This window comes from Streptomyces kunmingensis (assembly GCF_039533535.1).
In the GTDB taxonomy this organism is placed as follows: Bacteria; Actinomycetota; Actinomycetes; order Streptomycetales; family Streptomycetaceae; genus Streptomyces; species Streptomyces kunmingensis.
In genome coordinates this window covers 171,607-190,159 of sequence record NZ_BAAATS010000022.1, presented here as the reverse complement: position 1 = coordinate 190,159, position 18,553 = coordinate 171,607, and the positions used below count along the sequence as shown (strand labels likewise).

Genomic DNA, 18,553 nt, shown 5'->3' with positions numbered 1-18,553 from the left:
CTTCGAAGCCGCGCAATGCTGGAAGCCCGTGGGCCAGTTGCTGCACCCTCAGCTCACGACCATCCGCCAGGACCTGAACCACATGGGCCGCGCGGCCGCGCTCAGCCTGCTTCACCGCCTCGGCGAACAGGACACGCCGCCGGTTCCGCACGTGTCCCCGCCTCAGCTCATCATCCGCGAATCCACCGCCGAACCACGTTGACTTGCAGTGACCTGCAGAGCAGCAGCATGCAAGCGGCTGCCTCACCTCTCACCAGTGTGTGTCAGCGGCGGCGTCGCTTTTTCCACACGATCACCGCGACGAGCACCACCATCGAGGCCGGCAGGGTGTAGCCCGCGGCGCTGCCCTCCAAGAGGTGTCCCCTGGCCGGGTCCACATCATCCCCCGTTCGCAACTGCCCAGTAGTCGCTGCGATCTCCGGTACCCGCGATCGGGGCGTTCTTGCCCCAAGTCCAGTGACGGCTACCAGAGCCGCCCCGGTTCAGGGCCGGAACGGCTGCTGGGGCGTAAGCGGCAGGCGGACCGTGCTCGGCGGTGGCAGCGCGCCGCGGGCAGGCTCGGCACGGAACGCTTCGAGAAGGTAGGCCACCAGACGCCGGGACGCCGCACCGTCCCCGGGCAGCGCCGCCACCAGACCGCAGTTGGCCACCACCACGACGAGCAGGTCGGAGGGGTGGAAGTCGGGCCGCAGCACGCCCGCTGCCTGAGCCCTGCGTACCAGAGCGGCGAACGCCTTCTCTCCCTGCTCACGTGCCCGGGCGTGCTCCTCCGTGGACTCGGGGAAGGCCAGGAAGAACTCAGCGGGGAACCCCCGCTCCTCGCTCTGCAGAGCGCAGATCCTCTCGATCAGCCGCTGGAAGCCGCGCCAGGGGTCGGGATCGTCGACGGCCTCCGTGAGTGCCCGGCCGCAGAGGTCCATCTGCCGGGCGAAGGCGGCCCGCACCAGATCGTCCCGGGTCGGGAAACGTCGGTACAAGGTCGCCACACCGACGCCGGCCCGCCTGGCCACAGTGGCCATCGGCGCATCGATGCCGCGCTCGGCGAACACGTCGCGGGCGGCGACGAGGATTCGGTCCCGGTTGCGTCGAGCGTCCGCCCGCAGGCCGTCCTCCGCCGCGCCGTCACCCGCGGTCCGAGAGGCGATCCGAGATGATCTCACCGCCACTGTCTCTCACCTCCGCCAGAAGTGGATGGTCCCATCCACATAGCAACCTACCGTCGTTCTCGACGACAGCAGAGCAAGCGCACGCAGCGAAGGTGACAACGATGAGCCAGCCGGTGAGCCCGATGATGAAGGCCGTGCTGTTCGACCGCTTCGGCGGTCCTGAGGTGCTGTACGTGGGCCGGGTACCGAGGCCCGAACCGGCCCCGGGCGAGGTGCTGGTGCGCGTGCGCGCTCTCAGCGTGAACGGCGGCGAGCTGATGGGCCGGGCCGGCCGTGCATCGTTCGTCACCGGCCGAAAGTTCCCGCAGCGCACCGGTCTCGACTTCACCGGCGAGGTCGCTGCCTTCGGCCCCGGCAGGGCCGGGCACGGGGAGGAGTTCGGGGTCGGCGACCGGGTCTGGGGCGTCCTGGGTCGCGCGTCCTTCGGCAGCGCTGCCGAGTACGTGACGGTGCGCGCCGACCGGCTGGGGCGCGTACCGGAAGGACTCGACCTGATCGAGGCCGCCGCGCTGCCGGTGGGCACCACGGCCCTCACCGCGCTCCGCGACAAGGTCGCGCTGCGCCCGGGTGAACAACTGCTCGTACGCGGCGCGGCGGGCGGCGTCGGCAATCTCGCGGTCCAGCTCGGGCGGGCCCGCGGCGCGGAGGTCACCGCCCTGGCGCGCGCCGCGAACCTCGACTTCGTCCGCGAACTCGGCGCCCGCCACACCGTCGACCACCGCACGGTCCGCCCGCACGAACTCGGCCGTTTCGACGTGGTGCTCGACACGGCGGGCACCGAGCTGCGGACCTACCGGGGTCTGCTGAAGCCGGGCGGGCGCATGGTGACGATCTCCTTCGACGCCTCGCACCCTGCCGCGTCGCTGGGCTACATCGCGGCCAGTGCCGCACACGGCCGCGGTCGGGTCCGCTTCTTCAGCGGCAACCCGCGCCGCCCCCTCCTCGACGACATCGCGGGCTACGCGGCGGCCGGCACCCTGCGACCCGCGGTGGACACCGTCTTTCCGCTGGAGCAGATCGGGGAGGCGCACCGGGCCCTGGAGGCCGGCGGGGTGCGCGGCAAGTTTGTGGTGCGCGTCGCCTGAAATGCGGGTGCGCACGTCGGCCACCGCGGCGGGCCGGCCCGGTCTCCTTCGACCTGCGCCTCTCGAGTACCGCGAGGAAGGCGCCCCTTGTCCCGTCGGTGGGAATCCGGTACTCATCGCTGCGTGGGCGGCCCTGCGTGGGCCTCAGAATTGGCAGGAATGGACGGTGTCTCACGACCTACGATGCGGCCTATGACGATCACGTACGAGTGGCGCGGTGACTTCGACGATGCCGCCGTCGACACGCTCCACGCGGAGGCGTTCGGGCACGTTCAGGAGAACACCGATCGGCAGACACGAGTGCGGCGTCACAGCCTCGGCTGGGTCTGTGCGCGTAGCGGTGGCAGGCTCGTAGGGTTCGTCAACGTCGCCTGGGACGGGGGCGTCCATGCCTTCGTTCTCGACACGATGGTCGCCGAGGACGCGCGCAAGACCGGTGTCGGGACCGAACTCGTGGCGGCCGCGGCCCACGGCGCCCGTGCGGCGGACTGCGAATGGCTCCACGTGGATTTCGAAGAACATCTGCGCCCTTTCTACTTCGACGCATGCGGCTTCGGGCCGACGGAGGCTGGGCTCCTCGCCCTGCGCTAGTTCTCGTCTGCTCACCGCCCCCGCGGCGAAGCCCGGGCAGCCTCGCGGCCAAACCCGGTCGGCCGTTCGGCCGTTCGGCGAAGCCCGATCGGCCGCGCGGCGCGCAGGCGCGGCCGGACGCCGGCCCCGGTCCGGTCCCGCCGTCGACGCCGAGCCGCTGCAGCCCGGTCCGGGCGGGTGCGTCAGAGCACGGCGAGTCGGTCCACCAGCAGCGCCACCCTCGTCTCGGTGTCCTCCGGCGGTAGCCGTCCCGCCCGGGTCAGGGTCGCGAGACCGTGCAGGGACGCCCAGAACACCTCGGTGAACAGCCCCGAATGGACGCCCTTTCCGGCGACCTCGCCGAGGCACTCCAGCAGTGCGGCAAAGGCGTCCTTGAGGGGTTCCGGGGTGTCCTCCTGCGCGTACGCGAGGCCGCCGTCGAGTTGGAATATGGCGTCATAGACCGCCGGGTTCTGGTCGGCGAAGGCGAGGTAGGCGCGGGAGAGGGCGGTGACCCGGGCGTGCGGGTCGCCTGCCGCCGAGGCCTGTGAGGTCGCGGCCCGCACCGCCGCGGCCAGCTCGGCAGCACCCTCCAGGGCGACGGCGCCGATGATCTCGCGCTTGCCGCGGAAGTGGCTGTAGAGGACGGGCTGGCTGTACTCGATGCGTTCGGCGAGCCGACGGGTGGTGACCGCGTCCCAGCCCTGCTGCTCGGCGAGTTCGCGGGCGGTCGCCACGATGAGGCGCTCGCGCTCCGCCCGTTCACGCTGCTTGCGTTCCTGTACCGACATGACCCGATCCTAGCACTGCTAGACAATCGAGCGGCAGTAGTACTAGCGTTGCCTCAACAGCTAGCAGCGCTAGATAGTTGGAGGGGTCGTCATGCTCAACGCACTTGAGGTGTTCACCACCGTGGTCGTCGGCCTGATGGTCGGGGTGGAGTTCTCCGTCGCCTTCGTCATCAACCCGATCCTCAACGCCCTCCCCGAGGACAGCGGCCAACTCGGCCGCGCCCACGGGGGCCGGATGCTCGGCGCCGTGATGCCGGTCTGGTACATCGGCTCGCTCGTCCTCGTCGCGATACGGGCCGTCGCGGGCCGGCACCACGACGGCGTCGGCCTCGCCGTCATCGCCGGCGCGCTGCTGCTCCTCAGCGTGATCATGTCGCTCCTGCTGCTCGTCCCGATCAACAACCGGGGCAAGACGTGGACCCCCGAGAACCGGCCTGCCGACTGGAAGGAGCAGATGAACCGCTGGGACCGCTTCCACTACGTCCGCGTCGCCATCCTCATCGCCGCCTTCACCTTGCTCGCCGCCGCTCTCGCCTGAGCACAGTGCGCCTCAGTGGTTCCACGACGGCCCCCGGCTTCGGACTCTCGAGCCGGCCGGCCAGCCGGCTGGCGACGGCGACGGTTTCCTGGTCATCAAGGCCGGCCGCAACCCGCCTGACACCACCTCAGCCATCCTCCAGCGAGCCCTGGCTTCTCCCCCGTACGAGGGCCCCGCCACGACGGACCCGCCGCCCGCGCCAGGCATAGACATCACTGGCCACCTGGATCGCGTACTGCGTCTTCGTCACCTGGTCGACGGTGACCGCGCCGCCGAAGTTGTTCTCGTGGCCTACCAGGATGACGACGAAGTCCGTGGCGGGACCGGAGACCGAGCGCAGGTGCCGGGCCAGGGAACGCGTCGTGGGCTCCCCGCTCGCCGCAGGATGTCGTTGCCGCCGCGCTCCCGAAAAGCGAGCCGTCGATGTCCCGGAAAATGTGGCCGTGGACATCGCTGTTCGCGGAGAGGGAGCCGGTGATGCCCAGGCACCGGTGCGCGATGTCCCGCACGCTCAGCGCGCCAGGTCGCCTGCATCCAGGACCTCTACAGCGCGGGACTGCCCTCCCAGATCATCCGGGACATCCTTCCCTGCACCGCGCCGACACCGCCCGCGGGCGAATGCACCCGACTTCTGGCCCTCGTCCAGCCTCCAGCTCCAGCGGCGGACAGCCCCGAGCGTCCTCACATCTGCGCCCCCGTCCGCGCCCGCCCGGGAATTACTTCCACGCGACGGCCACGACTGCCGCAGCCGCGATGGACTTGACGCCCATCTTCGCGTCAACCACGCCCAGATCCAGGGTTGTTCGGGTCCAGATGAGTCCCGCCCCGGTGACCAGCTGGACCACCGCGCTGGTCAGCATGTAACTGCCGGCCACCGGGTCTTTCGCTCTCAGTTGGAAGAAGACTCCACCCATGAGCGCGGCGAACCCGAAGAGATGAAAGACAAGGAACACGTATCGAAGAATCTCCATGCCAGTGTTCTTTCTCCGAAGTCAGAGCGCGTTGCTGAGGTATCGCACAGGTAGACGCACGGTTCCTGGCGGTGCCATGGGCGAGGCGTGGGGAGTTCATCGCAGAGTGAGCGGGGTCTCGGACGCGATGCGGGACAGCTTCGCAGGGTTGCGGACGGCGTAGAGGCCGGTGATGCGGCCGTCCTCCACCCGGGCCGCGATGATGCTGTCCAGTTCACCGTTCAGGTGGATCGTCAGCGCCGGGCTGCCGTTGATCATGATGGGTCCGAAGGCGAGCGGGATCGTGTTCTTGGCGAAGCCGCCGGCCAACAGGCGGGCCACCTTGTCGGCGCCGGTGATCGGCCGCAGCGCAGCGTGTTTCACGCCGCCGCCGTCGCCCATGTAGACGACGTCAGGCGCGAGTACGTCGAGCAATCCTTGCAGGTCGCCGCCCTCCAGCGCCCGCACGAACGACTCCACCGCCGCCCGCGTCTGGCGCTGGGACACCACTGTGCGCGGGCGCCGGGCGTCCACGTGCCGGCGGGCGCGGTGCGCGATCTGGCGGACGGCGGCCGGGGTCTTGTCGACGGCCGCCGCGATCTCGTCGTAGCCGACGTCGAAGACCTCGCGCAGCACGAACACGGCCCGCTCGGTCGGTGACAGCGTCTCCAGGACCAGCATCACCGCCATCGACACGCTCTCGGCGAGTTCGACGTCCTGGGCGACGTCCGGCGTGGTCAGCAGCGGCTCCGGCAGCCACGGGCCCACGTACGACTCCTTGCGCCGGGACATCGTGCGCAGCCGGTTGAGTGCCTGCCGCGTCGTGATCCGGACCAGGTACGCGCGCTGGTCGCGCACCTGCTCGAGGTCGACCTCGACCCACCGCAACCAGGTCTCCTGCACGACGTCCTCGGCATCGGCCGCCGAGCCGAGCATCTCGTACGCGACGGTGAAAAGCAGGTTGCGACAGGCGACGAAGGCCTCGGTCGCCCGGTCAACGGTGTTGGCATCGCTCATAGTTGGATCATCTCCCCTTCGGCCGCCTCGGATCTAGGAAATCCGTTCTACGGCCGGCCCCTCGGCCCGCAATGCCTCCAGCGCCTGGCGGCGTCCGGCGCCTCCTTTCATGCGGTGCAGCTTGTACCCGCCGGGCTGGTGCGCCTCATCGGCCAGGTGCTTGACGATGCCCTTGCACACGGTTTCCTTCATTTTCGCGCCGAGGCGACCGTCGATGTGGAACCACACCGCGATGTCGGACCTGTTGCCGAACTGGAAGATGCCGGTGCCCCGGCCCAGGCTGATGCACTGCGCCCCGAACGACTGGCTGAGGGCTTCGGGCTGTTGCCCCGCCAACCGGCTGAGCACCGTGTCGGCGGCCCGCGCGCCCAGCGGCATCGCCGTCTGGCAGCTCATCCGCAGCGGCAGACCCGAGGGCGCCGCGGAGTCCCCCGCCGCAACGATACGGTCGTCATCCACGCTGGTCAGCGTCTCGTCCGTGAGCAAGCGGCCCAGGGCATCGGTACGCAGCGCACTGCGCAAGGCCAGGTCCGGCACGCTGAAACCTGCGGTCCAGATGGTCACCGCGCTGGGCAACTCCCGACCGTCAGCGAGCCGTACGGCGTCACGCGTCACCGCCGTCACCAACGAGGCGGGGCCTTCCACGACGTTCACCCCGAGCGCCGCCAGCCGCCCGGCCACCGACCGCCGCCCCCGCCGGTGCAGGTACGGCCCGAGCACGCCACCGCAGGCCAGGGTCACGTTGCGGCCCTGCTCCGCCAGTTCCGCAGCGGTCTCGATGCCTGTCGGACCCGCTCCGACGACCGTTACCGCGGCCGACGCGGGCGCCGCATCCAGAACCGGCAGCAGCCGCTGCGCCTCCTCCAGGCCCGCGATCGGGTGGGCGAACTCGGCGGCCCCGGGCACCTGCGGGTCGGCGCTGCCACTGCCTACCGCGTAGACCAGGTAGTCGTAGCCGACCGTACCGCCGCTCGCCAGCTCCACCCCGCGCCCGGCCGCGTCGATCCGCGTCACGCTGTCGACCAGTAGCTGCACCCCCTCCGCCAGGACCTCCCGGTAGTCGACGACTGCGGCGCCGGTCCCGCCCACCATCTGGTGCAGGCGGACCCGGTGGACGAAGGCGGGGCGCGGGTTGATCAGCGTCACGGTCACGTCGGCGCGCTGCGTCAGTCGATTCGCCGCCATGACGCCGGCGTACCCGCCGCCCACCACAACCACATCGGTGCTCTCACCCATGATGATGTCTCCCTCGTTTCGACCGGTCCGAGCGGTTCGAGCTCAAGACACCACCTGCACGGCAGCTGTGACAGCATGTGCTCCAGATCACTTTCCCAGCGGTTGGGCGTGAGGCCAGGGGCGATGATCTGCTCGGTCAGGCTCAGCCCCGGCTTCTCTGCCCGTCATCGTCAGGCGGAGGGAGCAGACGTCGCAGGAGCCGATGCCGGGCCAGGAGCCCGCCCATGAAAGCTGCCCACGGCGGGGCACCCCAGGTGTACAGACGGACTGTCCAGTAGTTCTGGACCGTCTGCGTCGCGTGGTGACGGATCGTGGTGGACGCAGCCTCTGGTTCTGGAGTGGACGCAGCCTCTGGTTCGGGATGCGAAGGGATATGCAGGCCGTAGACCGGCACGTAGGGCAGGTTGGCGGCGCGCATCGCGCACAGCCGATGCTGTCCGTTGGTCAGCGACTTCGCTCCCTGGTCCCACCACAGGTGATCATGGATGAGGTCCTGCGCCCATTGCCGGTCGTCGACGCTGAGATGTTCAGCCGCGTAGACCTTGGCCAGTGCGGCGTCATCCTGCGGGCTCTCGGCCTCCAGTTCAGCGTGGTGCTGGGCGACCGCGACGATCGCCGGCCAGTCGGCCTGGTGGTACGCGCACGCGCTGAAGTCGGGCTCGGTGAGCTCGGTGAACAGTTCCGCGTGTGCCACCTGGGTGCCGCGTTCACCGTCGTTGTAGGTGCGCGCCAGCTCTTTGGCCCGCTCCCGGTGCGGGCACTTGAACAGGTCGTGTGGCCAAGGCAGTTCAGGGAGGGGCACCATGCGCATCCCGCTGACGCCGTGCAGGTGGAGCTCACGTTGGCCGTCATCGGCGAATTGGCTCGGGTACAGGTCTGTCTCGCCTGCGGGTGGGGGCGGCCGCAGCTGCGCGTCGAGTTCCCTGAGCGAGTGGACATCGGGCTCCCGGACATCACGGATGTCGAAGAACGGGGTGTCGTGCCGGGGCTCCCGCTGATCCAGGGCGATCCGCTCCGGGTTGGGCCGGATGAGGACCTGCACGTCGGTGTCCGCGAGTACGAGCGCGCCCGGCACACCGTGGACACTGGCCACGACGACCGGGTGGGGTCCGGCTGCGGGGCGGTGAAGCAGCTGGGCGGCGTGCGCGGCCGGCAGATGGCCGATCCATTCGACACGGTGGAATCCTTCGTCCACTCCCATGGACGTCACGGGGTGCCGCCGTGCGTGAACCTGCAGGTAATCGCCGACCATCAGGCCGTGCGCCGGCTTCGTGAAGGAGGCGGCACGCCGGGATACCAGCGGGATCTGCGGTTCCTCGGCGGGAGATTCCCCGTCGTCCGCAGGCGTCCGCCGCGTACGGTGCGGATGGGGCTCCTCAGGCGATCGGCCGCCGCTGAACCCGTCGGGCTCCTGGGTCCAGGTGGGGTGTTCCCTGTCCCAGGCACACCGGTCGGCGTCGAGGTGCACGCCGCGACGATGGTCGCCCTTGCGCAAAAGAATCGGGCCCGGGAAACCCTGACACCACACAGCGGCCATCTCATCGAACGCCATACGTGTGGGCAGGTCGGCGGTTGCACGATCCAGGAAAGCAGGACGCACGATGTGCTGAACCCGTTCGACACGGGCGAGGCCTTCGCCGCGCTGCCCCGCGTCGGGCCCATAACGATCGCGGACGGCCAGCAGATAGTCCCCGACCTCGAACGCCATATCGCGCTGAAACATGAGCTCCACAGTGCCCCTCCCGCCTCTGATCATCGCGTGCGTACCACCGCCTTGTCCGGGCAACAGGGGTTTCCGGCGAGTGTGCGCACGCACCCGCCGCCCTGGCCGACGTCGACGGGGCAACTCCGTAACCCTGTTGACGGCACACCTCGCGGGGCGGCGCGATGGCCTGGGGCGGCCGGCTCTGGGCGACCGCGGAAATGCTGCACGGACCTGCCGCCAACGCGCTGTCCGCGGACGCGGCGCCGGGGGGAGCCCGCGGAACCTATCTGGCAGCATTCCAGTACTCGTTCGCGGCCGCGGACATGGTGACACCCGGCCTCTTCGGTGTCCTGTACGGCGTCGACCAATCCATGCCCTGGGTCGTCATCGGCTGCCTGGCACTCACCGCGAGCACGGCCATCAGGCCCCTGGAACGGCGCCTGACCGGCAGCACAGCCACCGACGGCACAGCCACCGAAGCCCACGCGGACCAACCGACAGACGGCGGGCGCCAGGAGACACGTGAGGCTCTCTGACCTCGTGTGCAAGATCTCAGTCGCTCGCGCCGAGAGTGTGCGCAAGTGCGTCGACGGTCACGTCGACGATGGCGCGCAGCTGCTCCGCGCTCGTTCCGGCTCTGCTCATGACGGCGAGGGACTGGTTCACGGCCGCGAGGTGGGTCGCGTAGGACTCGGCCGCCTCGTCGTGCAGTCGGCCGGCCTTCAGCGCGGCGCGTAGCCGGGTGTGCTGGAAGCCGATCGCCTCCCGTGCGTGCGCCGCGATGCTTGCGCTCAGCACCGGGGTCGCCATCACGGTCTGGGCTACGAGGCATCCGTCGGGCAGACCGGGGTCCGCGATGCGTTCAAGGGTGATGTCGAAGAACGCCCGCACGGCTGCCAGGGGTTGGTCGGCGGCGCAGGACAACGCGGCGTCGTACTTGTCTCCGTAGCGCGTGGTGTAGCGGTCCAGGCAGCGCAGGAAGAGCGTGTCCTTGTCGCCGAGGGAGGAGTAGATGGAACTGCGGTTGAGTCCGGTCGCCCGGGACAGGTCGTCCACCGACGTGTCCGCGTAGCCGGCCCGCCAGAACTGGATCATCGCGGCATCGAGCGCCGTGGCGATGTCGAACTGCTTCTTGCCTGCCATGCCGCACCCTTCTTCTGCGCTGCCTTCGCGGTGTCGACCATCATCCCATCTTGAAACAATCAGTTCAAGATGGGTTAGTGTGAAGTCGTGGTCATGGCCGGACAGCCCTCGGACCGCACCGCGCAGCGTCAGGCGCACCGCGTGCTCGCTCACCGCTCCCGTCATGTCCACCGCGCTCGTGGGCCACACCCCGGCCGAGGCGCCGAGGCACTCAGCACACGTACACACCTGCACACCTGCACACCTGCACACCTGCACACCTGCATCTTCAGTAGACCATCAGCACACCTCACGCCAGTGGAGGAGCATCATGAATGATCCCGCAGACGCCCCTTGCGTCTCCAGCAACCCGGTCCGCGACCTGCCGCTGCCCGACCTGGCCGGTTTCACCCACCGTTGGGTCGACGCGGGCGGCGTCCGGCTTCACGCGGTCGAGGGCGGTCGGCCGGACGGTCCGGCCGTCGTGCTGCTCGCCGGGTTTCCGCAGACCTGGTGGGCATGGCGCAAGGTGATGCCGACCCTGGCCGACCGTTTCCACGTCGTCGCGATCGACCTGCCGGGCCAGGGCCACTCCGAGCGCCCTGACATCAGTTACGACACACACACGGTCGCCGCACACGTCCACGCCGCGGTCGAGGCGCTCGGAGTCTCGGCATACTGGCTGGTCGCCCACGACATCGGCGCGTGGGTCGCCTTCTCCCTCGCCCTGAAGTACCAGAGCCAGTTGCGTGGCCTGGCACTGCTCGACGCCGGCATCCCGGGCATCACACTCCCTGACGCCGTTCCGACCGACCCCGAACACGCGTGGAAGACCTGGCACTTCGCCTTCCACCTCGTGCCCGATCTGCCCGAGACACTGCTCGCGGGCCGCGAACGGGAGTACGTCGGCTGGTTCCTGAAGGTCAAGACCCTGTCCTCCGACACCTTCGACGACGCCGAGGTCGGGCGGTACGCCGCGTCCGTGGCCGCCGACGGCGGCCTGCGTGCATCCCTGGCCTACTACCGGGACGCCGCCGAGTCGGCGCAGAAGAACCACGAAGTGCTGGAACGACAGCGCCTGACGGTCCCGGTTCTCGGGATCTCCAGCAGCCACGGCTCCATCCCCGACATGGCAGCTTCCATCGAGCCGTGGGCCGACCACACCACTGGTGTCGTCGTGCCGGACGCCGGACACTTCATCCCCGATGAACAGCCGGATGCCGTCGCTGCCGCACTGACCGACTTCATCATCGAGGGTGAATGAGACTGGAGGGTGAATGAGACTGGGCGGACACACGTATCGGGATAGGCACGTCGAGGATCGACAGCGGGCGGCTCGAGACGTGGCTGACCAGTTCGTCCGGGCGGTCTCCGGCCTTCGTGACGAACACCGAGCGCGCGATGGTGACGGACCGGTCCTGGCTCCCCTCTCTCGCGCACGTGGGCGCCGTCCACGCACGCGTGGGGCGCCTGCGGTGCGCGCCCCGAAAGCACCATGTCGTCCGGAGGCGCGCGGCAGGAGTTCGGGTTCAGGCGTTGTAGCCACCGTGGGCGTCCAGCACCGCGCCCGTGACGTACGACGCGGCAGGGCCGGCCAGGAAGGCGATTGCCGCGGCGATCTCTTCGGGGTGGCCCATACGCTGCAGGGACAACGAGCTGACCAGGGCTTTGAGCGTCTCGGAGTCCCGGCGGGGCGTCGGCGCGGGCTGGTCCCTGGCGCGCGAGCTGGAGTCGATGACCCTGCTCGACGTGTACGAGGCGGTGGAACCCGGCCCGCTGTTCGCGATGCACCGCACCACCCCGGACCAGGGATGCGTGGTGGGTCACGGCATCCAGCCGGCGATGCAGGGCAGCTACGAGGGCATCGAGAAGACCCTGCGAGAGGAACTGGCCCGCGTCACGCTCGCGAACCCGCATCCTCGAACGCGGTCCGATCACGCGTCCGCGGTGAGATCCCGAAGCGCTCGAAGCAATTCCGCACGTTGCGCCTCGTCGAGCGGTGCGAAGAGGTCGTGCAGCACGCCGATCGACAACTGTCGGCCCTCCGCGAGTGCCGTATGCCCCGACTCGGTGAGGGTGTGCTCGAAGCGTCGCCCGAGACCCGCGGTCCGAGCGATGAGCCCACGGTCCACTAGGCGGCCCGCGAGGGTGCCGAACGCCTGATCACTCTGGAACGTCGCGACGGCCAGGTCATGCCCGGAGGCCCCCGGCATCCGCTCGATGGCGCGCAGGGCGTCCCACTGGACGAGGCTGATCCCGATCTCACGCAGCGCGGCATCCATCGTGCGGTGGTTCCGGTACTGCGCACGCTTGATCGCCTGCCCGAGCGCTTCTAGGTCGGTCGTCATGGTGCTACCGTATCAACATCAGTATATAAACATGTTGATTCACCGAGGAGCATCATGCCCATCTCCCCTGCCGACCTTTCCGACCTGTCCGGACTTCCCGAGGACCTCCCTGTCCTTCAGGCCGGCGACCCCGAGGCACGCACGGCACTCGTGCTGCACGGCGGTGGCGGGCCCCGCACCGTCGCCCCGATAGTGGGGCACCTCTCGACCGCCATGCACGCGTTCGCCCCGACGCATCCCGGCTGGGAAGGCACAGCGCGCCCCGACTCCATCACCTCGGTCGCACAGCTCGCGGCCGCCTATCTCGGGCGCCTGCTCGAACACGAAGAGCACGACGTCGTGCTGGTCGGGTCCTCGATCGGCGGGTGGATCGCCCTCGAGATGGCGGTGCAGGCCGCCCGTGACGAGCGGTACGCGGGTCTGATCGGGGCCGTGGTCGACATCGACGGCGTCGGTGCGGTGGTGGAGGGCGAGCCCGTCGCGGACTTCTTCGCCCTCGACGCCCGCGGGCTCGCCGAGGCCGCCTGGCACGCCCCGGAGCGGGGATACGTCGACCCGGCCGGCTTCACCGATGAGCAGCGCGCGATCCAGCAGGCGAACGGACGCACGATGGCCGCCGTCGCCGGCGCGAGCATGAGCGACCCGACGTTGCTCGGCCGGCTCGGCGCGGTGGATGTCCCGACGCTCGTGGTGTGGGGCGAGAGCGACCGGATCGTCACGCCGGCCTACGGGCGGGCTGTCGCCCGTAGGGTGCCGGGCGCGCAGTTCATCGAGATCCCGCGGGCCGGGCACCTCCCGCACCTGGAAGCGCCGGACGCGACCTGGGCGGCGCTCGACCCGTTCCTGGCGAAGTCCTAGATCCGGTACACCGGTTGTGGCATCACGGGCTCGCGGTGGAGGGCGAGGCCGGCAGCACGAACTCGGCGTGGACTGCGCCGGTGTCCTGGCTCGCGCTGAGCGTTGCGCCATTTCGGCGCAAGGAGGCAAGGGCCGCCGCGTTGTGGACTTCGGTGTCCGCGACCACGGACCGCGCACCGGCCCCCGCGGCTTCCTGGAGGAGTAAGCGCAGAGCGGCGGTCCCTACTCCTTGTCCGCGCCACGAGCGGGCCAGCCACATACCGGTTTCGAGGACGCCATGAGTGCCGCGGAGAGCCAGGCGAGCCGAACCCACGGTCTTTCCGTCGTACGTGACCGCGAACGTGGACTCGTGGAGCGGGCCGACCAGTCCGTCGCGTCGAGCACGATGCCAGTTCCGGAAGGCTTCCTGTCGTGCGAGCGTCCACCCTGGTGGACCAGTGACGGGAGGCATGACCTCTTCGGGTTCCGCATCCTCGACGGCCACCGCGAGGAGTTCCTCGAGACCCTCTTCGTCCACCTGCCGCAATTGCACCCGACCGACCATGTCGGTTCCTCCCCGCTGAGCGCCGGACACCGGTTGTCGATCCTTACGTGATGCTTGATGTCACGCGAGCGGTTTTCTGACCTGCCCGGGTCACTCCTCGGCCTACGCATCGGCATCGGCCGCCCCGACCCGGACCGGACCGCCAAGCACTCGCCGCGGTGGTCGTGCTCGGGGGCGGGGGCTTCGCTGTGTCGAGGGCGCGGCGCGACTGACACGTAGCTTCTGACCATGCGGGGTGAGGCCGCCCCGTCCTCCTCCGGCAGTGTTCTGGCCTCCTCCCTGAGTAGGAGACCGGCATCCCGCCTGGTACGGCATCACCAACCGCAAGTGCCAGCACCGGTGCGATGCCCCGACACCGCTCCTCCCGCCAGGCTGGGTCGTCCGACCGACACCTGATCTGGAGATCCGCTTCTCGTGGCTACCTTGCTCTACCGGCTGGGCCGGACCGCCTTCCGGCGCCGCTGGCTCGTGGCGTTGTTGTGGGCGGTGCTCCTCGGCACCGCCGGCTTCGGCGCCGCCTCGGCTTCGACCGCTTCCGACGACAACACGTCCTTCATGCCCGGCATCGAAGCGCAGAAGGCGTTCGACCTGATCGGGGAGCGCTTCCCCGGTTCGGCGGCCGACGGCGCCAACGCGCAGGTCGTGTTCGCCGCCCCCGACGGCGAGAAGGTGACGGCGCACGACAACCGCGCGGTCATCGAGGACTTCGTACAGGAGGCCGCCGACGAGCCACAGGTCTCCAACGCCGTGAGTCCCTTCACCGCACAGGCTGTGAGCAAGGACGGCTCCACCGCCTACGCCACCGTCAACTTCAAGGTGTCGTCCGGCGATCTGACCGACGCCGACAAGGCAGCCGTGGAGAAGGCCGTCGACCAGGCTCGTACCGCCGGGCTCACCGTCGAGGTCGGCGGCTCCGCTCTCACCGAGCAGCCCGCGGCGGGCGGCTCGTCCGAGATGATCGGCATCGCTCTCGCCGCGGTGGTCCTGCTGATCACCTTCGGCTCCCTCGCGGCCGCCGGCCTCCCGCTGCTGACCGCCGTCATCGGCATCGGTGTGAGCATGGCCGCCATCATGGCCTTCGCCGGTGTCTTCGGGCTCTCCCTGACGACCGGAACACTCGCCACGATGCTCGGCCTGGCAGTCGGTATCGACTACGCCCTGTTCGTGGTCTCCCGCTACCGGGAGGAACGCGCGAACGGGCGGGAACCGCTCGACGCGGCCGGTCTGGCCGCGGGCACGGCCGGCTCCGCCGTGGTCTTCGCCGGCCTGACGGTCATCATCGCCCTGGCGGGACTGTCCGTGGTCGGCGTTCCCATGCTGACCAAGATGGGCCTGTGCGCCGCGGGTGCCGTCGTCGTCGCGGTGCTGATCGCGCTGACCCTGGTTCCCGCCCTGCTCGGCTTCTGGCCGCAGGCGGTACTCGCCCGCTCCACCCGCAAGCGCGGTGTCGCGGCCGAGCCGGAACACAACGGCGGTTCGCGGTGGGCCCGGTTCGTGCTGCGCCGGCCGGTGGCGGTTCTGGTGCTGGGTGTCGTGGGTCTGGGAACCCTGGCTCTGCCCGCGGCGCACTTGGAGATGGGCATGCCGGGAGCCGAGTCGAAGCCCGTGTCCTCGACGGAACGGCGTGCCTACGACGCACTCGCGGACGGTTTCGGCGCCGGTTTCAACGGACCGCTGACCGTGGTCGCGGACGTCAAGGAGGCGGACGACCAGAAGGGTGCCGTCGCCCGGATCAGCGAGACGATCAAGGACACCGACGGGGTGGTGTCCGTCTCCGCCGCCCGGTTCAACACGGCGGGCGACGCGGCGCTGCTGTCCGTGGTTCCGGCGACCGGGCCGAACGACGAGAAGACCAAGGACCTCGTCCAGGACATCCGTGCCCAACGCGCAGACCTTGAGGGGCGGACGGGAGCGACGTTCGAGGTCACGGGCAGCACGGCGATGAACATCGACGTCGCCCAGGCCCTCCAGGACGCCCTCGTGCCCTACCTGGCCGTCATCGTGATACTCGCCCTTGTCCTGCTGCTGGTGGTCTTCCGCTCAATCCTGGTACCCGTCAAGGCCGCCCTCGGGTTCCTGCTGTCGGTGCTGGCCGCGCTCGGCGCGGTGGTGGCGGTCTTCCAGTGGGGCTGGGGCGCGGGACTGATCGGCGTGGAGCAGCCCGGTCCGATCATGAGCCTGATGCCGATCTTCTTGGTGGGTATCGTCTTCGGCCTGGCGATGGACTACGAGGTCTTCCTCGTCGCGCGCATGCGTGAGGCGTACGTCCACGGCGGTTCGGCCCAGCAGGCGGTGGTCACCGGGTTCAGGCACAGCGCCCGGGTCGTCACCGCAGCCGCGGTGATCATGATCGCGGTGTTCTCCGGGTTCATCGGCGCCGCGGAGTCGATGATCAAGACGATCGGTTTCGGGCTCGCCGTCGCCGTACTGTTCGACGCCTTCGTCGTGCGCATGGCGCTCGTTCCGGCCGTGCTCGCCCTGCTCAAGGACAAGGCGTGGTGGCTGCCCGGCCGACTCGACCGGTTGCTGCCCAGGGTCGATGTCGAGGGCGCGGAACTGACCGCGAGGACCGCCCACGACACCGCGGCGGCGGACGACGTGCAGATCGCGCCGCAGACTCCGGCTCGCCTCTGAGGACCCGTACCGACGGGCCGCGACGCACGCTGTGACGGCGTCGCGGCCCGCCGGTATGTGAGCATGTCTGTCCCCGACCCCCTTCACGGAGCGTGATGAGCACCAGCTGGCAGCGCCGGGCGGCAGCACGCCCGCACGTCACCGAGGCCCTGACGCTGTTGCTGGTGTCCGTAGCCGGCATGTCAGGTGTGGCACTCACCTGGCTCGTGTGGCCCGCCTCCGCCATATGGCCCGGCGTCGTCCTGTCGGTCGTCGCCTGCGGCCCCCTTCACCGGCGGCGCACCCGGCCCCTGCCGGTACTGGTCGCCACCTTGCTGTGCGCCGTGGCCCAGGGCGCCCTGGGCTACTTTCTGTCGCCCCTGCTGGTGAGCCCTCTCCTGGTCGCGCAGTACTCCCTGAGCCTGCACAGCCGCCGCCACGTCACATGGATCAGCACGTCGGCCGCCGCCCTCGCCATGGTGATCACCGGCCTCTTCCTCTCGCCCTGGCACGACTCACCCGTTCTCGGCGTGATCAACCCGACGGCCTGGGTACTGCTGTCCGCCGCCTTCGGCAGCTACGTGCGGGTGCGCCGGGAGTACGCGGCGGCCCGCGCCGAGCACATCGCCCGCGAGCGTGAGGAGGAGGCCCGTCACCGTGTGTTCCTGGAACGGATGCGCATCGCGCGCGAGTTGCACGACGTGGTCGCTCACCACCTCACTCTGGCCGACGCCCAGGCAGGCACCGCCGCCCACCTCGCGCGGACCCACCCCGCCCAGGCCCTCGAGATCGTCGCGACGCTGCCGCGGACCACGTCCGCCGCCCTGCGCGAACTCAAGGCCACCGTCGGTCTGCTGCGCCAGGACGGCGACCCCTCCGACGATCTCGCGCCCGCGCCGGGACTGGACGGCCTGCCCGGTCTGGTCGACGCCTGTGCGGCGGCCGGCCTGACGGTGACCGTCACCGTCGACGGCACCGAGCGCCCGCTCACGCCGGTCCTGGGCCTGACCGCGTACCGGATCGTCCAGGAGGCGCTCACCAACGTCAGCAAGCACGCCGCCACCCGGACAGCACGGGTTCGCCTCGCCTACACCCAGCACTACCTGACGCTGACCGTCGTCAACGACGCGACGTACGACGGCGCCTCGGCAGCCACGAGCCCCGGCGACGGCTTCGGCCTCCTCACCATGCGGGAGCGTGCTCTGGCCGTAGGCGGCACCTTCCGTGCCGCGCGACGTCCGCAGGGCGGCTTCGAGGTCGCCTGCTCGCTCCCCCTCGACAACCGTGACGAAGGCACCGCCCCATGACCATTCGAGTCCTGCTCGCCGATGACCAAGCCCTCCTGCGGGCCACGTTCCGCATCCTCATCGACTCGGTCCCCGACCTGACCGTCGTCGCGGAGGCGGCCGACGGGCAGGAAGCCGTCGCCCTCACCACCACGCACCGCCCCGACGTCGTCCTCATGGACATCCGCATGCCCAACGTCGACGGAGTGGCCGCCACGGCCGCCATCTGTGCCCGGCCGGAACTGTCGGACACACACATCCTCGTCCTCACCACCTTCGAGAACGACGAGAACGTCGCCAAAGCCCTGCGCGCCGGTGCGAGCGGATTCCTCGGCAAGGGCGTCAGCCCGGAGGAACTGCTGTCGAGCATCCGCACCGTCGCGGCCGGAGACGCACTCCTCTCCCCCGCCGCCACCCGGGCGCTCATCACCCGCTTCCTGGCCGCCCCCGACACCGAGGGCTTCCGCGCCCTCCCCCGGACGATCACGACCCTGACCGACCGCGAACGCGAGGTCACAGGGCTGGCCGCGTACGGCCTGTCCAACGCGGAGATCGCCGAGCAACTGGTCCTGAGCCCACTCACCGTACGCAGCCACATCTACCGGGCCATGACCAAACTCCATGCCCGCGACCGCGCCCAACTCGTGGTCGCCGCCTACCAGAGCGGCCTGGTGCAACCCCACCGAGGACCGCACTCCTGACCCGCCGCGCGTGGGAAACAATC

The 18,553-nt window shown here is 69.9% G+C and carries 21 protein-coding genes and 1 pseudogene; 11 read left to right on the top strand and 11 right to left on the bottom strand.

Going from position 1 to position 18,553, the window contains the following annotated elements; all coding sequences use genetic code 11:
* Positions 1-28: 28 nt before the first annotated feature.
* On the top strand, positions 29-202 hold the full coding sequence (locus ABD366_RS26940; protein WP_324765743.1) for a substrate-binding domain-containing protein: 174 nt from the start codon (positions 29-31) through the stop codon (positions 200-202).
* A 280-nt stretch (positions 203-482) separates the two neighbouring features.
* On the opposite strand, the gene ABD366_RS26935 is transcribed toward ABD366_RS26940, so the two are convergent.
* On the bottom strand, positions 483-1,160 hold the full coding sequence (locus ABD366_RS26935) for a TetR/AcrR family transcriptional regulator (RefSeq protein WP_324765744.1): 678 nt from the start codon (positions 1,158-1,160) through the stop codon (positions 483-485).
* Between the two features lie 107 nt (positions 1,161-1,267).
* Between ABD366_RS26935 and ABD366_RS26930 the strand changes: the two genes are divergently transcribed.
* Both ABD366_RS26930 and ABD366_RS26925 read left to right on the top strand, forming a co-directional pair.
* Complete coding sequence (locus ABD366_RS26930) at positions 1,268-2,251, top strand: NAD(P)-dependent alcohol dehydrogenase (protein ID WP_324765745.1); 984 nt, start codon at positions 1,268-1,270, stop codon at positions 2,249-2,251.
* A 192-nt stretch (positions 2,252-2,443) separates the two neighbouring features.
* Positions 2,444-2,842, top strand: a complete 399-nt coding sequence (locus tag ABD366_RS26925) for a GNAT family N-acetyltransferase (RefSeq protein WP_324765746.1) — start codon at positions 2,444-2,446, stop codon at positions 2,840-2,842.
* 182 nt (positions 2,843-3,024) lie between these two features.
* Here ABD366_RS26925 and ABD366_RS26920 read toward each other — a convergent pair whose 3' ends face one another.
* On the bottom strand, positions 3,025-3,612 hold the full coding sequence (locus ABD366_RS26920; protein WP_324765747.1) for a TetR/AcrR family transcriptional regulator: 588 nt from the start codon (positions 3,610-3,612) through the stop codon (positions 3,025-3,027).
* A gap of 91 nt (positions 3,613-3,703) precedes the next feature.
* Between ABD366_RS26920 and ABD366_RS26915 the strand changes: the two genes are divergently transcribed.
* The gene (locus tag ABD366_RS26915; RefSeq protein ID WP_324765748.1) at positions 3,704-4,150 is read left to right on the top strand and encodes a DUF1772 domain-containing protein; all 447 of its coding nucleotides are present in this window, start codon (positions 3,704-3,706) and stop codon (positions 4,148-4,150) included.
* A 127-nt stretch (positions 4,151-4,277) separates the two neighbouring features.
* Here the strand turns inward: ABD366_RS26915 and ABD366_RS26910 are convergent, their stop codons facing one another.
* The 5 genes from ABD366_RS26910 to ABD366_RS26890 form a co-directional block, all read right to left on the bottom strand.
* Entirely contained in the window at positions 4,278-4,601 is a 324-nt protein-coding gene (locus tag ABD366_RS26910; RefSeq protein ID WP_324765749.1) for a hypothetical protein, read from the bottom strand.
* A 265-nt stretch (positions 4,602-4,866) separates the two neighbouring features.
* Positions 4,867-5,121 carry a hypothetical protein gene (locus tag ABD366_RS26905; protein ID WP_324765750.1) on the bottom strand — a complete coding sequence of 85 codons (255 nt, stop codon included), beginning with the start codon at positions 5,119-5,121 and terminating at the stop codon, positions 4,867-4,869.
* A gap of 96 nt (positions 5,122-5,217) precedes the next feature.
* Entirely contained in the window at positions 5,218-6,117 is a 900-nt protein-coding gene (locus tag ABD366_RS26900) for an RNA polymerase sigma-70 factor (protein WP_324765751.1), read from the bottom strand.
* Positions 6,118-6,150: 33 nt separating this feature from the next.
* Positions 6,151-7,353, bottom strand: coding sequence for an NAD(P)/FAD-dependent oxidoreductase (locus tag ABD366_RS26895; RefSeq protein WP_324765752.1), 1,203 nt, complete (start codon positions 7,351-7,353; stop codon positions 6,151-6,153).
* Between the two features lie 142 nt (positions 7,354-7,495).
* Positions 7,496-9,076, bottom strand: a complete 1,581-nt coding sequence (locus ABD366_RS26890) for a hypothetical protein (protein WP_324765753.1) — start codon at positions 9,074-9,076, stop codon at positions 7,496-7,498.
* Positions 9,077-9,276: 200 nt separating this feature from the next.
* On the opposite strand from ABD366_RS26890, the gene ABD366_RS26885 reads away from it, so the two are divergent.
* Complete coding sequence (locus ABD366_RS26885; RefSeq protein WP_324765754.1) at positions 9,277-9,594, top strand: hypothetical protein; 318 nt, start codon at positions 9,277-9,279, stop codon at positions 9,592-9,594.
* A 16-nt stretch (positions 9,595-9,610) separates the two neighbouring features.
* Here the strand turns inward: ABD366_RS26885 and ABD366_RS26880 are convergent, their stop codons facing one another.
* A complete protein-coding gene (locus ABD366_RS26880) occupies positions 9,611-10,201 on the bottom strand; it encodes a TetR/AcrR family transcriptional regulator (protein WP_324765755.1) in 591 nt (196 codons plus the stop codon).
* Positions 10,202-10,511: 310 nt separating this feature from the next.
* On the opposite strand from ABD366_RS26880, the gene ABD366_RS26875 reads away from it, so the two are divergent.
* The gene (locus ABD366_RS26875; RefSeq protein ID WP_324765756.1) at positions 10,512-11,444 is read left to right on the top strand and encodes an alpha/beta fold hydrolase; all 933 of its coding nucleotides are present in this window, start codon (positions 10,512-10,514) and stop codon (positions 11,442-11,444) included.
* Between the two features lie 265 nt (positions 11,445-11,709).
* Here the strand turns inward: ABD366_RS26875 and ABD366_RS26870 are convergent, their stop codons facing one another.
* On the bottom strand, positions 11,710-11,817 hold the full coding sequence (locus ABD366_RS26870; protein ID WP_324765921.1) for an SDR family oxidoreductase: 108 nt from the start codon (positions 11,815-11,817) through the stop codon (positions 11,710-11,712).
* A gap of 34 nt (positions 11,818-11,851) precedes the next feature.
* On the opposite strand from ABD366_RS26870, the pseudogene ABD366_RS26865 reads away from it, so the two are divergent.
* Positions 11,852-12,085 (top strand): annotated as a pseudogene (locus ABD366_RS26865) (Rrf2 family transcriptional regulator); the annotation flags it as partial.
* Between the two features lie 29 nt (positions 12,086-12,114).
* Here ABD366_RS26865 and ABD366_RS26860 read toward each other — a convergent pair.
* Positions 12,115-12,528, bottom strand: a complete 414-nt coding sequence (locus ABD366_RS26860) for a MarR family winged helix-turn-helix transcriptional regulator (RefSeq protein WP_324765757.1) — start codon at positions 12,526-12,528, stop codon at positions 12,115-12,117.
* 54 nt (positions 12,529-12,582) lie between these two features.
* On the opposite strand from ABD366_RS26860, the gene ABD366_RS26855 reads away from it, so the two are divergent.
* A complete protein-coding gene (locus ABD366_RS26855; protein ID WP_324765758.1) occupies positions 12,583-13,386 on the top strand; it encodes an alpha/beta fold hydrolase in 804 nt (267 codons plus the stop codon).
* A 22-nt stretch (positions 13,387-13,408) separates the two neighbouring features.
* Here ABD366_RS26855 and ABD366_RS26850 read toward each other — a convergent pair whose 3' ends face one another.
* Positions 13,409-13,930: a GNAT family N-acetyltransferase gene (locus tag ABD366_RS26850; protein WP_324765759.1), complete on the bottom strand. Its 522-nt coding sequence runs from the start codon at positions 13,928-13,930 to the stop codon at positions 13,409-13,411.
* 414 nt (positions 13,931-14,344) lie between these two features.
* Here ABD366_RS26850 and ABD366_RS26845 point away from each other — a divergent pair, with 414 nt between their 5' ends.
* The 3 genes from ABD366_RS26845 (at position 14,345) to ABD366_RS26835 (ending at position 18,530) form a co-directional block, all read left to right on the top strand.
* The gene (locus ABD366_RS26845; RefSeq protein WP_324765760.1) at positions 14,345-16,564 is read left to right on the top strand and encodes an MMPL family transporter; all 2,220 of its coding nucleotides are present in this window, start codon (positions 14,345-14,347) and stop codon (positions 16,562-16,564) included.
* A 95-nt stretch (positions 16,565-16,659) separates the two neighbouring features.
* Complete coding sequence (locus tag ABD366_RS26840) at positions 16,660-17,850, top strand: sensor histidine kinase (RefSeq protein ID WP_324765761.1); 1,191 nt, start codon at positions 16,660-16,662, stop codon at positions 17,848-17,850.
* Positions 17,847-18,530, top strand: a complete 684-nt coding sequence (locus tag ABD366_RS26835; protein ID WP_324765762.1) for a response regulator transcription factor — start codon at positions 17,847-17,849, stop codon at positions 18,528-18,530. Before ABD366_RS26840 ends, ABD366_RS26835 begins: the two co-directional genes overlap by 4 nt.
* The last annotated feature ends 23 nt before the right edge of the window (positions 18,531-18,553 follow it).